The organism is Clostridium tetanomorphum (genome assembly GCF_017873215.1).
GTDB lineage: Bacteria > Bacillota > Clostridia > Clostridiales > Clostridiaceae > Clostridium_AO > Clostridium_AO tetanomorphum.
Genome location: NZ_JAGGKA010000012.1, coordinates 70,927 through 87,581 on the forward strand (window position 1 = coordinate 70,927; position 16,655 = coordinate 87,581).

Annotated in this window: 15 protein-coding genes, 2 tRNA genes, 1 riboswitch and 1 other annotated feature; of the genes, 15 read left to right on the top strand and 2 right to left on the bottom strand. The window is 28.8% G+C overall.

The window, feature by feature from the left end:
- Positions 1 to 161: 161 nt before the first annotated feature.
- The 8 genes from J2Z24_RS12445 to J2Z24_RS12480 all read left to right on the top strand — a co-directional run bounded on the left by J2Z24_RS12445 (position 162) and on the right by J2Z24_RS12480 (position 5,197).
- Positions 162 to 236 (top strand) — tRNA-Gln (locus J2Z24_RS12445).
- 3 nt (positions 237 to 239) lie between these two features.
- Positions 240 to 315, top strand: a tRNA-Lys gene (locus tag J2Z24_RS12450).
- Positions 316 to 554: 239 nt separating this feature from the next.
- The gene (locus J2Z24_RS12455) at positions 555 to 746 is read left to right on the top strand and encodes a DUF4177 domain-containing protein (RefSeq protein ID WP_035145645.1); all 192 of its coding nucleotides are present in this window, start codon (positions 555 to 557) and stop codon (positions 744 to 746) included.
- Positions 747 to 866: 120 nt separating this feature from the next.
- On the top strand, positions 867 to 1,577 hold the full coding sequence (locus J2Z24_RS12460) for a response regulator transcription factor (protein WP_035145647.1): 711 nt from the start codon (positions 867 to 869) through the stop codon (positions 1,575 to 1,577).
- A gap of 2 nt (positions 1,578 to 1,579) precedes the next feature.
- Positions 1,580 to 2,698, top strand: coding sequence for a sensor histidine kinase (locus J2Z24_RS12465; RefSeq protein WP_035145649.1), 1,119 nt, complete (start codon positions 1,580 to 1,582; stop codon positions 2,696 to 2,698).
- Between the two features lie 76 nt (positions 2,699 to 2,774).
- On the top strand, positions 2,775 to 3,689 hold the full coding sequence (locus J2Z24_RS12470) for an ABC transporter ATP-binding protein (protein WP_035145651.1): 915 nt from the start codon (positions 2,775 to 2,777) through the stop codon (positions 3,687 to 3,689).
- Positions 3,690 to 4,448: an ABC transporter permease gene (locus J2Z24_RS12475; protein WP_035145653.1), complete on the top strand. Its 759-nt coding sequence runs from the start codon at positions 3,690 to 3,692 to the stop codon at positions 4,446 to 4,448.
- Between the two features lie 11 nt (positions 4,449 to 4,459).
- Complete coding sequence (locus tag J2Z24_RS12480) at positions 4,460 to 5,197, top strand: ABC transporter permease (RefSeq protein ID WP_051593146.1); 738 nt, start codon at positions 4,460 to 4,462, stop codon at positions 5,195 to 5,197.
- Positions 5,198 to 5,348: 151 nt separating this feature from the next.
- On the opposite strand, the gene J2Z24_RS12485 is transcribed toward J2Z24_RS12480, so the two are convergent.
- The gene (locus tag J2Z24_RS12485) at positions 5,349 to 6,104 is read right to left on the bottom strand and encodes a methyltransferase domain-containing protein (protein WP_085058994.1); all 756 of its coding nucleotides are present in this window, start codon (positions 6,102 to 6,104) and stop codon (positions 5,349 to 5,351) included.
- Positions 6,105 to 6,303: 199 nt separating this feature from the next.
- On the opposite strand from J2Z24_RS12485, the gene J2Z24_RS12490 reads away from it, so the two are divergent.
- From J2Z24_RS12490 to J2Z24_RS12505, 4 genes are all read left to right on the top strand, one after another.
- On the top strand, positions 6,304 to 7,695 hold the full coding sequence (locus J2Z24_RS12490) for a coproporphyrinogen-III oxidase family protein (RefSeq protein ID WP_035145656.1): 1,392 nt from the start codon (positions 6,304 to 6,306) through the stop codon (positions 7,693 to 7,695).
- A gap of 152 nt (positions 7,696 to 7,847) precedes the next feature.
- Positions 7,848 to 8,183 carry a radical SAM family protein gene (locus J2Z24_RS12495; RefSeq protein WP_338078422.1) on the top strand — a complete coding sequence of 112 codons (336 nt, stop codon included), beginning with the start codon at positions 7,848 to 7,850 and terminating at the stop codon, positions 8,181 to 8,183.
- A 117-nt stretch (positions 8,184 to 8,300) separates the two neighbouring features.
- Positions 8,301 to 10,097 carry a methyl-accepting chemotaxis protein gene (locus J2Z24_RS12500; protein ID WP_035145658.1) on the top strand — a complete coding sequence of 599 codons (1,797 nt, stop codon included), beginning with the start codon at positions 8,301 to 8,303 and terminating at the stop codon, positions 10,095 to 10,097.
- Positions 10,098 to 10,129: 32 nt separating this feature from the next.
- Positions 10,130 to 10,942, top strand: coding sequence for an alpha/beta fold hydrolase (locus J2Z24_RS12505; RefSeq protein ID WP_035145660.1), 813 nt, complete (start codon positions 10,130 to 10,132; stop codon positions 10,940 to 10,942).
- 132 nt (positions 10,943 to 11,074) lie between these two features.
- Here J2Z24_RS12505 and J2Z24_RS12510 read toward each other — a convergent pair whose 3' ends face one another.
- Entirely contained in the window at positions 11,075 to 12,421 is a 1,347-nt protein-coding gene (locus J2Z24_RS12510) for an ISNCY family transposase (RefSeq protein ID WP_035145662.1), read from the bottom strand.
- Between the two features lie 209 nt (positions 12,422 to 12,630).
- Positions 12,631 to 12,894 (top strand) — a binding site (T-box leader).
- A 113-nt stretch (positions 12,895 to 13,007) separates the two neighbouring features.
- On the opposite strand from J2Z24_RS12510, the gene brnQ reads away from it, so the two are divergent.
- The 3 genes from brnQ to J2Z24_RS12525 all read left to right on the top strand — a co-directional run bounded on the left by brnQ (position 13,008) and on the right by J2Z24_RS12525 (position 16,635).
- Positions 13,008 to 14,354 (top strand): branched-chain amino acid transport system II carrier protein, encoded by a 1,347-nt coding sequence (gene brnQ / locus J2Z24_RS12515; RefSeq protein WP_278320975.1) that lies wholly within the window; start codon positions 13,008 to 13,010, stop codon positions 14,352 to 14,354.
- 247 nt (positions 14,355 to 14,601) lie between these two features.
- A riboswitch (SAM riboswitch) is annotated at positions 14,602 to 14,714 on the top strand.
- Between the two features lie 337 nt (positions 14,715 to 15,051).
- Entirely contained in the window at positions 15,052 to 15,294 is a 243-nt protein-coding gene (locus tag J2Z24_RS12520; protein WP_035145665.1) for a hypothetical protein, read from the top strand.
- Between the two features lie 54 nt (positions 15,295 to 15,348).
- Positions 15,349 to 16,635, top strand: a complete 1,287-nt coding sequence (locus J2Z24_RS12525) for an O-acetylhomoserine aminocarboxypropyltransferase/cysteine synthase family protein (RefSeq protein ID WP_035145666.1) — start codon at positions 15,349 to 15,351, stop codon at positions 16,633 to 16,635.
- Positions 16,636 to 16,655 lie beyond the last annotated feature (20 nt).

Consider the following 16,655-nt stretch of genomic DNA (forward strand, 5'->3'; position numbering starts at 1 on the left):
CTTAAAAGTGGATAAATAATAATTTGTTTATCCACTTTATATGAAAAAAACTTGACAAAATGTTTTTCAATTAGTAAAATAAACATTGTCGCTATAAATGTAAGATAGCTAGATTAGATTAACAAGTGTTAGTGACTTTATTTTGATAAAATATACGATATTGGGATGTCGTCAAGCGGTAAGACACAGCACTTTGACTGCTGCATTCGTAGGTTCGAATCCTGCCATCCCAGCCATATGATTCACTAGCTCAGTCGGTAGAGCACATGACTTTTAATCATGGTGTCCGGGGTTCGATTCCCCGGTGAGTCACCATCCAAACTATATATGGATGTGAAAATTAAATAGAAGTTTAAAATTTTATAAGAAATTAGTAGAGAAATATTAATGCGAACTAAAGGTTAGTTCGTATTTTTTTTATACAAAATTAAAGCTATTAGCAAATAATTCAATTATTTTAGTAGATAATAATATTAATGGAGTGTTAAATGGTTTTTGTCAGGTTTATTTTAATATATTTTCTTAGTAAAATTAAAAGGAGAGGATTACTTTATATGAAATGGGAATATAAGATGTTTACTATGGATCATTTTTTAAGCTCAGATAATAATTTAACAGTAGAAGAACAATTAAATAAATATGGTGAAGAAGGTTGGGAACTTATAGGAATTTTAGAAAAGCAATCTACATATACAACACTAGAAAAGTTGAATACTGATTCAATAATATTTAAAAGGCAGTTGTAGATTAATAGAATTTAGTTTTATGTTAGGATTTAGTTATTAAAATAAAAAGTTTTATTTAAGAGATAGATAAAAGAGTCTGACAAAAACCATACTAAATAATATAATTTGGAGGAGAATAAGATGAAGGAGAAAATTCTTTTAATCGATGATGAAGTAGGTCTAGTAGAAATGCTAGAACTGGTTTTGAAAAAAGAAGGTTTTATAGATATAAAAAAAGCATATTCAGGAGAAGAAGCATTGAAGATTCTTAGTTCATTTTCTCCTGATATTATTATTTTAGATGTTATGCTTCCAGATACAGACGGTTTTCAACTTTGTACAAAGATTAGAGATATTACTACAGTTCCAATAATATTTTTAACTGCAAGAACAACAGAATTGGACAAGCTTATGGGATTAGGCATTGGAGGAGATGATTATATAACAAAACCATTTAATCCATTAGAAGTAGTAGCTCGTATAAAAGCTCAACTCAGGCGAATACAGATTACAAAGGAAACAATACTTAGCAGTTATCCTAAGGTTTATGATTATAAAAGGTTTAAACTTAATGTAAGTACAGCACAATTATTTGTAGAAGAAAATGAAATTGAGTGTCCAGCTAAGGAATTTGAACTTTTAACTTTTTTGTGTGCACATCCAAATAGAATTTTTAGTACACAGCAGTTATATGAACAAGTGTGGGGAGAAATAAGTTTAGGAGATTTAAACACTGTAATGGTACATATGCTGCGTTTAAGGAAAAAAATTGAAGAAGATGCTAGTAAACCACAAATATTAGTAAATGTACGGGGCTTAGGATATAAGTTTGTTCCACCGGAGGAAAGATAACTATGAAATATGTAAAGGACTATATCTTATCTAATGTTTATTTTATTATAAGTTTAATTTTAGTTTTTTCTATAGTGATTTTTAGTATTGCATTTGTATTAACTAGTTTTATAAATTTAGCTCCAATGCTTGGATTATCTGAGCAAATAACGGGAGAAATCTCTAAGTTTGTAATTCATAATCATGTAAATGTAGCAATTATTACTTTTGTTTTTGTATATGGTTGGTATTTAATTTATCCAATGTTACATATTCAAAAGTGGAATATACAAATTGCAAAAGGAAATTTTAAGGAACCTGTTAATAGACATGGAAAACCTAGAAGCCGTTCTAAAAGTGGAAATATAAGATTAGTATTTTGCCTTTATAGAGGATTGATTAAAGAAATAGATTATTTAACAAAGGCATTAATTAAAAATGAAGAAGATAGAAAGCAGCTAGATAAAATGAGAAAGGAATGGATTGCAGGGGTATCCCATGATTTAAAAACACCTCTATCCTATGTTAAAGGATATTCTACAATGCTTTTATCTAAGCAATATCAATGGAATGAAGAAGAAAAGCAGGAATTTTTACAAAAGATACAAAATCAGGCCCTTTATATGGAAGAATGTATTGAAGAGCTAAATTATTCTTTTCAGCTAGAAAGTGGAGAATTGCCAATAAATAAAGAAAAAAAGGATATTGTAGAATTTATACGTTGTGTAATAATTGATACAGTTAATCATCCTAAGTCTAAAGGAAGAGAATTGTATTTTGAATCAAATATAGATTATTATGAAACACTTTTTGATTCAATGTTATTTAAACGTGCACTAATCAATATATTAATGAATGGAGCAATACACAATTCAGAAGGAACGATTATTAACACATACTTAAATGTTAGACAAGAGGATATAATAATTAACGTTAAAGATAATGGAAAGGGCATAGATGAAGAAACAAAAAAGCATATTTTTGAAAGGTATCATAGAAGCACATGTAAAGATGGTAATGGTCTTGGCATGAGTATTGCAAAACAGTTTATTATTGCTCATGATGGAAAAATAAATATACATAGTGAAATAGATAAGGGAACATCAATAATAATTACTCTTCCAAATTGTAATCCACATTAAAAATTCAGGTAGAATTCAGATTCAGTTTACTTCAAGTTTATTTCATAAGTTTAATATAATACTTGAGGTGATTAGGATGAATGATTATGTAGTTTATACAGAAAATTTAACAAAAATATATGAAAAAAAATGTGTTGTGGATAATATTAGCTTAAAAGTTAAAAAAGGAGAAATTTATGGATTTTTAGGCCCTAATGGTGCAGGAAAAACTACTACTATAAAAATGCTTTTAGGACTTGCAGCTCCTACAAAAGGAAACATATCTATATTTGGTAAAGAACTAAGAAAATCTTCTATGGAAATATTAGCACAGATAGGGTCTTTAGTGGAATCACCTACCTATTATGGTAACCTTACAGGATATGAAAATTTACAGGTTATACAGAGAATCCTTAATGTGCCTAAAAAAAGAATTAATGAAGTGTTAAATATTGTAAAGTTAAGTAAATCAAAACACCAACTAGCAAAGAAATATTCTTTAGGAATGAAACAGCGTTTAGGAATTGCTATGGCATTATTAGGAAATCCAAAACTTCTTATTCTTGATGAGCCAACTAATGGGTTAGATCCAGCAGGGATTCATGATATAAGAGAGTTGATTAAAAGTTTACCATCAGCTTACGGCATGACAGTAATGATTTCAAGTCATTTATTAAGTGAAATTGATCAAATGGCTACCCAAGTGGGAGTGATAAATGGAGGGAAGTTTATTTTTCAAGGATCCATAGATAAGTTAAGACAAAAAAGTAATGCAAGTATTGTATTTAATGTAAATGAACCTGAAAAAGCTATGGGAATTCTTGAAAAGAAAGGTTTACAGGTTAAAACAGAACCTGGTATTATAAAGATTTCCCCACAGAAAGATGAAATAATAGCTAAAGTAAATGAATTACTTGTTAACAATAATATTTCTGTTTATAGAATTGAAGAAAGAATAAAAACTTTAGAGGATATATTTCTCCAACTGATTGATAAAGGAGGAGATATATAGATGAAATCTATGTTTTTTAGTGAATGGCTTAAGATTAAAAGAACCTCTGTGTTTTGGGTAAATATATTATTTCCATTTTTTATGGTAGGAATTATGTTTATATATGCAGTGGGACTCCACAAAAAACTTTTAATTCAGGCAGGAGAATTTAAAACAAATATTTGGAGTTATTCAGTTGTTTCAAGTCACCAATTTATTATATTCTTATTACCCATTGCAATTACTTTATCAGTAGCAAGTCTTACAAATTTAGAACATAAAACCAGGTCTTGGAAGCTATTATTTACACTTCCTACTACAAGAAAGAAAATATATTTAGTTAAATTGTTAATTATGTTAGTATTTCAAATGATACTTGTGTGTATACTTTTTCTAGGAATGATTTTTATAGGGGATGTAATGAATTATGGAGGGCCTATTCCATATTCAATTCTATTTAAGGAAGCATTATTTCCAGTAGTAGCAGCTTTTCCTTTTCTTGTTTTTCAAATGTGGATATCAATGATTATACCAAACCAAGGATTCTCCATTGCTGTTGGACTTATAGGAACAGTAGCAGGAATATTTTTTCAAATGTCAGAAGCCACAAAATATTTATTTTGGAGTTATCCATCTTTAGTATCGCCAGTTTATCTATCTATGGAAAAGCATATGATACTTAAATCAAATGATATAAGTACGTATATCTTACTAAGTTTTATAGTAGGAAGTATCATACTAAAGCTAGGTTGTAGACATTTTGTGAAAAAAGAATGGTAGGTGATGAAAAAATGTTTTTTAAATGTATACTTGTTGAAAGATTAAAAACAAAAAGACAGAGATTTTGGTTAATTGCTGTATTTATTCCTATGCTCAGTATATTGTTAGGTTTAATGAATTTTTATTTTAATTATAATGTTTTAGTCCAGTCTGGAGATAATGAATGGCTGGAAGCATGGACACAAGTAACTTTATTTTATGGACTACTTATTTTACCTATTTTATCTGGAGTTTATGTTTCAATGATATGTAGGCATGAGCATATGAGTGGTGGGTGGAAGCAAATCTTAGCGCTTCCTGTTTCAAAATGGAATATATATGGGGCAAAGCTTTTGGTTTCATGGGAGTTGATTCTTAAAACTCAGGCGTCACTTTTAGTGTTTTATATTATTTTAGGAAGAGTATCTGGAATAAAATCAAATATACCTTGGGGATTTATGTTAAATGCCTTATTTTTATGTCTTATAGCTGCTTTTGTATTAGCTTCTATTCAAATGGCATTTACAATTTCTCTAAAGAGCTTTAGTATTCCTTTAATGATTAACATTTTCTGTACTTTTATGGGTTTACCTATTTTAACATTAAAAATAAGACAAATTTATCCCTGGTGTATGCCTTTTGTAGCAATGTCCGCACCGGATGAGGGAAGAATTGCTTCCTTTGGGGTTTTTATAATAGCAGCTATTACAATTTTCATTTTGGCAACAAGCATAGGTTATTTTAAATTTAAGAAAAATTGTATAGATTAAAGAAAAATTTAATGTAAAAATATAAAAAATAAAAGGAACTGTCGCACTAAGAATAAATCCTATAATATATTGTGTTAACTTTAAACTTGGAAAATAGTATATTGTATATAAATTCCTTAATGCGACAGCTCCGTTTATTCCATATCTATTATCAATCACTTGACAGTTTCATGCATATAAATGCTCCCATACAAAATTCTGTTTCATCTAATCTTTTCAATAAGGTTAATCCAGCTGTTTTAATAGCTTGCCTATATTGTTTTTCACTAAATAGTGATAGGTGCATAGTATTATGATTATATTTAATTTTATTGTTTTCACCAATTAAATGATGCATATCTACAGTAATTTTCCTATCTCCAGAAAGACTTATTGATTCCATTCTAGAAAATTGTATAGATCCTTTTGTTTTATTTTCCGAAAATAATCCTTCTTGAAAGGTTTCTATTGTTGACCAAGGAGTAAAAATAAAAACTCCACCATTTTTTAAATGCTTATTAACACACAAAATACCATCTAATAATTGACTATAGTTATGAGCAAAGCCAATAGAACCATAAAGATTTAAAATAATATCAAATTGCTCAGATAAATTAAAATTAAACATATCTCCTTCTAGTAAAGATATATTAGGAAATTTTTCTTCGGCAATTTTCAGCATTGATTTGCTTAAATCCATACCAGTTACATGAAAATAATTTTGCAAATATTCTATATGTCCCCCTGTTCCACAAGCAATATCTAATAATTTATTACCACTTGTTTTTTTATAAGTATTAAAAATTTTTATGATTTTATTTACTTCATTTAAATAATCATGGCTTTTTACATACATTAAATCATAATATTGTGAAATTGTATCAAAATTTTTATACATAATAATTGTTTCCTCCTTAAAATTTTTCATTATTGGGAAATATTTGTATATCGTTTCGCCTTAAATTCTATTTTATCAAATTAAAAGAAGGGACTTTTAATTTATTTTGCTATTCTTTAAAAATTATCAAATTGATAAACTTTAATGTGAAGTTATATGATAAGTATTTTTCTCATTACACTTATAGTGTATAATTGCACCATAAGTGTAATGAGGAGGTAACTCATATATGATTACAGATATGTTCAGACGGATAATACTTAAAAAGAAAGATAAATTTATATTTACTTCTTATAAGGATAGCATGATAGATTTTAGCAAAATAGAGAAGAATACAGGGATGTATATACATATACCATTTTGCAGAAGTATTTGTCCCTATTGTCCTTATAATAAAGTTATTTATGAAAAGAATAAGGCCGAAAAATACAAAAATGCTCTTTTAAATGAAATAAATATATATAAACAATACTTAAAGGATAAAAAAATCTCATCTATATATATAGGAGGAGGAACACCAACTCTTTTAATAGATGAAATAAAGGAAGTATTAGATTTTATAAGAAAAGAATTTCACTTTAATGGAGATGTTGGAATAGAGGTATATCCTACAGAGGTAGGAGAAGAACTTTTAGCTAAAATAAAGCTTGCAGGTATAAATCTTGTAAGTTTAGGTGTACAAACCTTTAATGATGATAAATTAAAATTTCTAGGTAGGAAATACACAGCTAAAGATGCACAGCAGGCTTTAGAGAAAATAATTAAATTTAATTTTAAATGTGTGGATGTAGACATTATGACTAATATACCAGGACAAACTATTCAACAAATTGAGTATGATTTAAGAAAGATTTATTCATATAATATTAACCAACTTTCTATATACCCACTTATAATATTTCCTATGACTCCTATGGATAAAATTATAAAGGAAAGAAATTTAAACAGATTTAATGAGTTTCAAGAAAGAAAGATACTTAAATTAATTGATGATGTATCCAAGGAACATGGATATAAAAGAAGCTCTGTATGGACTTATGATAAGGAAGAAGATAACAGATATACTTCTGTTACTAGGGAAAGTTTTATAGGAATAGGAGCAGGAGCTAGTTCACTTTTTTCTAATTACTTTTATTTAAATACCTTTAATGTGAATGAATATATAAAGGCTTTAACTGAAGATTTACATTATGCACACACACATGGGGACGGTTATGTAATAAACTCAGATTTTTATGAGGAAAGTTATGTAGAATCACAAGAAAGTTTATATAAGAACAGTTATAAAATACATTCAAAGAAACTTCCAATAAATATTGTAAATATTATGACTGACAGGGAAAAGATGATATTTTGGATATTTTGGAGATGCTATGACGGAATAATAAATAGAGATAAATTTTATGAGTTGTTTAATAAAAATATGGAAAAGGAATTCAAGCTTTTATTTAAGATTCTTAAAATACTTAAAATGTGTGAGGAAAAGGAAAATAAAATTTTTTTAACGGAGCTGGGAAGATTTGCTTATCACTATGTGGAAAAGCAATATTCTATATATTACTTAAATTATTTATGGGGAGAGTCCATGAAAAATCCATGGATAAAAAAGCTAGAATTATAAACAGAGTTCTTGGCTTCAGAAGAAGTTTTTACTTTTACCGAAGCTTACAAACCGTTATCTAGGTATGTACGCTCTTTACGCCCATTTAAAACGAAATGGGAGTATTAGAGTGAGTAGTCATCGGATAAAAAATTTAGATTGGAGAATTAACTATGAAAAAGAGAAAGTTTTTAAAGCTTACTATGTTTGGAATAAAAACAATTATATTTAAAGAAAAGAAGTCTATATTAGGAACTATAATTTTAACAGATTATTGCAATCTTCACTGTAAACATTGTGCAGTAAATAATATAAATAAAGTCATGAATCCTTATGAGAATATAGTGGAAGAAATGAAAAATTTTTATAATGAGGGCATAAGAATCTTATTTTTCTGTGGAGGAGAAACCTTGCTTTGGGAACATAATGGCAAAAACATAAGGGACTTAATTAAAAAGGCTAGAGAAATAGGATTTTATATAGTAAATATTGATACTATTTTTATTTAAATTTATACAATGAATACATAAAGTTTACAAAAATATCCACGATATATTTATGGAATATGTTACATTATATTATTTTAATGACAATATATAACACTAATTAGAAGGGTTGGTATCATTATGAAAGCTAAGAAATTATTTTGGCAGTTAACACTTAATTTAGAATTAGTAACTTATGCAGTAGTTATGCCATTAGCAATTATAGGAACATTCTTGATTGGTGATTTTTGGAAAGAAAGATTTGCTTATGGTACTTTAGCACTTATATTAGCAATTTTATTCAACATTTTTGTTGGGATAGTAGTAAGGAAAAGAACTTTATATAATAATTTAAAATTATTATATGGAAATGATGAATTAAGTTATGATGAAACATGTAATATTAAAAAGAACTTGTTAAAATTTCCTTTAAGAGAAGGTTTAACGATGTTTTTTAGATGGTTTTTAGGCGTTCCTAGTATAATGTTTGTTGCTGAAATATTTATACCAATAACTTCACAACAATATTTTGCTGCAGCTGTAATAGGATTATGTTTATCTTTTACAGGATTTTTAACTAATTATTTAAATTCTGAAAAACTTCTTGTGGATATATTTATAGAAAAAAGACTAAATGACTATTTAATTGATGAGTCTAGCTATATTAAATTCTCTTTAGGAAATAAAATATTTGGAACAATTTATGCTATTTTAATATTAATAAGTTTTACTTATTTTTACGTATCTTACTCTATAGATACTGGCTTACTTAATAAGACAAATACTTTTACTTATTATACAGTAGCTCTACTTATTATGGTATATGTATTAAGTGTATTTACTTATATATTTGTATCTAACATAAAAAAGAACATTAAACAAATAGAGATTGCAATAAATTATATTTCAGAAAAAAATTTAAATGTAGATATAGCAAGAATAACATCTGATGAAATTGGAAATATAGGTAGAGATATATATGTTATGAAAGAAAACTTTAAATCATTTATACAAAATATATCTGATAAAGCTGAGGAAACCTTTAATTACTCCAAAACATTGGCTACTTCTGCTGAAGAAACAGCAAGCTCAATAAATCAAGTTTCTTCTACAGTTGTCCAATTAGCACAAGGTGCATCAGTACAAGCATCAGAGTCACAAAATGCTGTAGACAAGCTATCTAGCTTAGAAGATGAAATTAATAGTACTACTAAAAATTCTGATATAGTAAAAACACATGTAAAAGAAACTGGAGAAGCTAGTAAAAATGGAATTCATGCATTAAACAATTTAACAGATAAATTTAAAGGGAATATAGAGGTATCTAATGAAATTGCTAAAAATGTAAATGAATTATCAAATAAGTCAACATTTATTGGGGATATAGTTGCAACAATAAATAGTATAGCAAATGAAACTAACTTATTGGCATTAAATGCCAGCATAGAAGCAGCTAGAGCTGGAGAAGCTGGAAGAGGATTTTCTATTGTGGCAGATCAAATAAAGAAATTAGCTGAACAGACAGATAGCGCTACTCAAAATGTTAAAAATATAATTGAAGAAATGCAATTGGAAATAGAGAAAACTGAAATGAATGTAAAGAAGGCAGAAGTAATAGTAGATGAAACAAAGGAAGCGTCCAATAGGGCAAATGATTCTTTTGAAACTATAAATAACTCAGTAGAAGAAATGATTAAATTAGTTACTAGATTAGGCGAAAGTATATTACAAATAGATAAAGAAAAGAATTTAGTCTTTACTTCTATGGAAAACATATCAACAATATCAGATAAAGCATCTAAAGCTTTCGAAGAAGCAAGTTCAAGTGTAGAAGAACAAGCTTCAACCATGCAAGAGCTTTCTTCTATGTCTAGTAATTTAGAAAAAGTAGCTAAAACTTTAAAAGAGCAAGTAAATCAATTTAATATTAATAACTAAATTATTTATATAACTAAAAGGAGTGTTTCTTTATGGCTTATTTTTTAACAGATGACAACACAAAGATTTATTATGAAATTGAAGGAGAAGGAAAACCCATAGTTTTCACCCATGGATGGACATGTAATCATGGATTTTTTAAAAAACAAGTTTCAAAATTAACTGAAAAATATAAAGTAATTACCTATGACTTAAGAGGTCACGGTGATTCAGAACGTCCTGAAAATGGATTAACTATGGGAAGACTTGCTAAGGATCTAAAAAATTTAATTGATTATTTACAGTTGAAGAATGTAACTGTAGCAGGCTGGTCTATGGGAACTACTATAATTTTAGAATATGTAAGACAGTTTGGTTGTGAAAACTTAAGCAACATATGTTTTATAGATATGACCCCAAAAGTAGTAGCTGATTTCCAGTGGAAGATGGGGTTATTTGGTGAATTTACTCATGCAGATAATTTGAATCATATTGCTAATGTAGCTGGTGATTGGCCAAAGGTTATCGAAACTTTTGTACCATCATTATTTGCTACCTCTGGTTGTAGGATAAAGGAAGATATGGATTGGGTATTTGAACAAGTTAGAAAAAATACTCCTCATGTAGTAGTAGACTGCTGGGTTTCCATGTCAAATCAAGATTACAGAGAAGAGTTGAAAAAAATAACAGTACCATGCTTAATAGCTCGAGGAGAAGAAAGTATTTTTTGTACTGCAGAAACAGCTAAATATATGAAAGAAGTAATTCCTAATGCAAAAGCAATAGATTATCCTAAATGTGGACATATCTTATTTATGGAAGAGCCAGAAATATTCAACAAAGATTTAATGGATTTTATAGGATAGTATTAAACAAAGACCAAAGAAATATGAGAAATCTACACTAAAAAAATTTCGATAAACTGTGTCAACTGTTTTTGAAAATGTCCTAAAATAGTTTAATTATTAGCACCAGAAAAATCTGGTGCTTTTTTATTGCTACGCAACATTGGTTTTAAGGCGATGAGCCTGCATTTTACAATGTTTCTCAAAAGAAGATTGTCTCCAAGGGTGTGTCATGGGAGGAATATACTTTTTCTTTGGCTCTTTTGGTATTTTTACAAAGTCAAAGTTTTTTGAAGTTGGTAAGTGGTCTGGGATTAATTCCAGAGCATATACTTGATCATTTATACAAAAATATAGTTGCTTATCAAAAGATTCAATAACCATACCGGAGGTGCCTTTATGATAGTGTACAGCTATGCCATCTTTGTTTGTTGGAATATAGTATTTTGTTTTAAATTTAATACAGCTACCGCTATCAATCTTGCGAGAATCTAATATAGCTAACGTAAGGTTAATTTTATCTGAACTAGGTTGCTTTTCAAATACAGATTTGATACTATCTACTGGTAAGGCAAATTTAGCATTGAATTTTTTTATGTAGGAGTTTAAAAATTCATTTGCTTGTTCAAGTGTTGTTATACCAGCTAGTCTCATTTCAACGGTGAGACGAGATTGTAGAGTTTGGAACATTCGTTCCACTCTACCTTTAGCTTGGGCAACACTGCTAGTTTTAAGCTCAATACCAAGTTGTTTACAAGCATAACTAAATTGAGTGAAAGTATCCTCTTCGGTAGAAGGGGATTTTTTTTTCTTGTATTCAAAAACAGTACGTCTGTCAGTGAAAAAGCTGTATGGTATACCGTAAGTGTTGAGAATTTGATATAAGACGTTGTAATAGCCGTTTAAGGTTTCTTGGACATCAAAATAAGCCCCCATAATTGCACCAGTGGCATCATCTACTGCGATATACAATTGGGTTTTCTTATCACCAAACCAAAGATGTACAGAAGCATCCATTTGAAGCATTTCTCCTACATAAGTACTTCTGGGGCGCCTTGGATGTGCATCTTCAATTTCAATAATGGCACTTTGAAGAGCTTTAATTTCTTTCTTAGAATTTGATTTGCTTTTTAAGTGGTTCAAATGCTTATTAAGTTTTTTCTTAGTATTTTTCTTTGCCTTCGGCGATAAAATATATTCATCAAGAAGAGCAGCACGAATAGTGCTTGGAGAAACATTAATGTTTTCTTGAGATTTTAGTAGTTCTGAGTAATGAGTTATGTTGGCGTCAAAGTATTTAGTACGATATAGATCTACGATCATTTTTCTAGTATTGTCATCAAGTGCATGAGCAGGCTTTCTTCCACGATTTCCATGAAGAAAATATTCTTTACCTTTTTCTTTATATCCTTTAATCATTCTGTTAATATGTCGAGTAGTACAGTTAAGAATAATAGCTGCACGTTGTTTATTTCCATCAGTTTCTATCAATTTTTTAATAACTAAATATTCTTAAAGCAACCTTTCTCAGTATGTCCACCTCATTTCAAGTTATGAGGTTTATTGTATACTAAAATTTATATTTGGGACATAATCACATGTGTTATATTAAGACATTATCATATATCAATCAGACTACACTAAAAAAATTTCGATAAACTATTGACAAAAAATACTTATCGGTATATTATATATAAAAAATAGTTAAAATAAATTCTACGAAGAGAAAAAGTAGATAATAATTTTGTTCAAAAGAGAATTGGTATTTTGCTGAAAGCCAATGTTCAAAATGTTATTGAAAATCATCTCTGAGAAGTAAAACTGAAACTAGTATTAGTAAGTTTTACCGGAGTCTTTCACCGTTAAAAGACAAGCATATTGTTAGATATGTAACTAAGAGCTGTAAATAGATTTATTTATGTTAATGTATTTTACAGAATTAGGGTGGTAACGCGGTTTAACCCGTCCCTTATTTTTAAGGGGCGGGTTTTTTAATTTATAAAGGAGGCGGTTATATGGATATTGAGGATGGTATTATAGGCTTTTAAAAAGATAAAGATATAGATTTATTAAGGGGGCTTTTAAAGTGAATAAAACTAAATTATCAAATAAAGACTTGTTACTTGTAGGATTAATGCTTTTTTCATTATTCTTTGGAGCTGGAAATTTAATATTTCCTCCTTTCTTAGGACAATCAGCAGGAACAAAAACATGGATAGCTATGGGGGCATTTTTTATAACAGCAGTAGGATTTCCAATCTTAGGGGTAGTTTCAGTTGCTAAATCAGGGGGATTAAGTAATTTAGCAAAAAGGGTAAATCCAGTATTTGCAATGATATTTACTGTTTTAATATATTTGTCAATAGGACCTTGTTTAGGTATTCCAAGAGCGGGAAGTTTACCTTTTGAAATGGTAGTAGCACCATATTTACCACAAAGTATATCAAAAGGATTAGCATTATTAGTATATACATTTGTATTTTTTATGGTGGCTTATTGGCTTTCACTATCACCAAATAAGTTAGTAGATCGTATGGGAAAAGTTTTAACACCTATTTTATTGATTTTAATATCATTTATGTTTGTTGGAACTTTAATTAAACCAGTAGGTAATTATGGAATGGCAACTGGTGAATATTTAAATTCTCCATTTGTTAAAGGATTTTTAGAAGGATATTTAACAATGGACACAATAGCGGCTTTGAATTTTGGTATAGTTATAGCATTAGCAATAAAATCTAAAGGGGTTAAAGAAGAAAAAGCAGTAGTTTCAACAGCAATAAAAGCAGGAATAATAGCAGGAACTTTATTGATAATTATATATTCACTTCTTGCACATTTAGGTGCAACTAGTGGAGGAAGATTTGGAGCTACTGAAAATGGAGCACAAACATTAACAAATGTTACAACTTATATATATGGAAAGCCAGGAGCAGTATTATTAGCAGTAATATTTACGCTAGCATGCTTAACAACAAGTGTTGGACTTATAACTTCATGTAGCCAGTATTTCTCAACATTAAGTCATAAAGTATCATATAAAAACTGGGTTAGAATACTAAGTATATCTAGTATGACTCTTGCTAATATGGGATTAACAAAAATACTTGCAGTATCAGTTCCAGTATTAAATGCTATCTATCCTATAGCATTAATGCTTATAGTGCTTGCAATGTTAGATTCATTATTTAAGCAAAGCAGAGAAATATATGGATTAACAATACTATTTACAGGTTTTGTAAGCATAGTTGATTCGCTAGGACAAGTAGGAATAAATATGGGGTTTATTAGTAATTTATGTAGCGGATTACCTCTTTATAATCAGGGATTAGGTTGGGGAGTTCCAGCTATTATAGGAATGTTTTTAGGAATAGTAGTTAAAGCTGTAAAAGAAAAATCCATGACTAATACGAACTTAAGGAAGGCTAGTTAAATTTAGATGAAATAAGTGGAGCTGTCGCATTAAGGAATTTATATACAATATATTGTTTTGCAAGTTTAAAGTTAATACAATATATTGTAGAACTTATTCTTAGTGTGACAGTCCTATTTTATTTTCATCTTTTTTATGACAAGATTTTTTACTTTGAACACTTCAATTAAAAATTTTGGAGAAAAATATTCCTTGACATATTATAGAATTATGTGTAAAATTAATTTCAAAATTAAATAAAAGATTAATCTTATCAAGAGTGGTTGAGGGACTGGCCCGATGAAACCCGGCAACAGCTAGTTTAAAGCGTTAAACTGGAAATGTGCTAATTCCTGCAGGAGGTATCCTGAGAGATAAGAAGTGAAGTAAACTATTTAATTTGATAGTTTATAGTATAGATTATAACCGCTTCTTATCGAAAGATTGAAGGGGTTTTTTTATTTTGCAAAATTAAAAAAATAATAAATTAATAGCGCGCTAAATTTATTGAAAATGAAATTATTTTTAACTTTATATAAAGTTTACTTAAAGGGAGTGTGTATTTTAAGTGATTTAAAGGAGGGCTGTTATGGTTAATATAGGTATATTGAGAAAAAATTAGATTTATTGGTATAAATGAAATTGATGAGATAGATATAGCTATTGCAAAAGAAATTGGATGTAAGATTAAATTACTGGCTATAAGTGAAAAGAATAGATGTATAAAAGCAAGTGGATTATTAGAGTAAAAAGTTGGGATAAATTAAAAGCAACAGAAAGAGTAAGTGAAGTATTTAAAAATTGTTATTTTATAAACAAAAATGATCTAAATACTAAGGAAATAGTTGTATTCATTCAAGTAGAAAATGAGCAGGCATTGAATTCTGTAATTGAAAAATTACAGAATTTTGAGGAAATCATTTCTGTTAAAAGTATTATGCAGTTAAAAGACATATTATAGACGTTAAAAAGAAAAATAAAAACAAAAACATTAAGTAGAAGGGGGAAAATATAAATGGGAAGTAATTTAAATTTTAATAAAGGGACAATATGTGTTCAAGGAGGATACAAGCCTAAATCGGGAGAACCAAGAATTTTACCAATATATCAAAGTACAACATATAAATATGATAATCCAGATGAGGTAGCAGCATTATTTGATTTAAAAGCAGAAGGACATATGTATTCAAGAATAAGTAATCCAACTGTAGCTGCTTTTGAAGAAAAAGTTAATGAGCTAGAAGGAGGGGTTGGAGCTCTTGCGGTATCAGCAGGACAGACCGCAACAGCTTTATCCATATTAAATATTTGTAAAAATGGTGAGCATATTGTAGCAGCATCAACTCTTTATGGTGGAACATTTTCATTATTGGCAACAACTTTAAAGAAGTTTGGAGTTGATGTAACTTTTGTTCATCCTGATTCTAGTGAAGAAGAAATATTAAACTGTTTTAGAGATAATACTAGAGTAATCTTTGGGGAAACTATAGGGAATCCAGGATTAAATATATTGGACTTTAAAAAATTTTCCCAAATTGCAAAGAAAAAAGATGTACCATTTATTGTAGATAACACCTTAGCTACTCCATATTTATGTAATCCACTTAATCATGGGGCAAATATAGTAATTCATTCTACAACCAAATATATTGATGGACATGCAACTAGTGTAGGAGGGATTATAGTAGATGGAGGAAATTTTAACTGGGAAAATGGCAAATATACTGACCTTACAGAGCCAGATCCAAGCTACCATGGAATTAAATATGTAGAAACTTTTAAAGAATCAGCCTATATAGTAAAAGCTCGTGTTCAATTGTTAAGGGATTTGGGAACTTGCACAAGCCCTTTCAATGCATTTTTATTTAACTTAGGTCTTGAAACACTCCATTTAAGAATGGAAAGACATAGTTATAATGCTTTAAAATTAGCACAATACTTAGAGAAAAATAAAAAGGTTAGTTGGGTAAATTATCCTCTTCTCCAAAGTCATGATAGCTACAATTTAGCTACAAAATATTTACCTAAAGGAGCTAGTGGAATTTTGACCTTTGGAATAAAAGGTGGAGTTGAAGCTGGAAAACAGTTCATTAGAAATTTAAAGTTGGCTACTTTAGTTGTACACTTAGGAGATGCAAGAACCTCAGTACTTCATCCAGCTAGTACAACTCATAGACAACTTAATGGAGAAGAACAGTTAGCTTCCGGAGTTACAGCAGATTTAATAAGAGTTTCCGTAGGAATTGAAGACATTGAAGATATTATAAATGACTTTAATCAAGCTCTAGAAAATTTAGATTAAAAATTTATAAGATAAGGAGA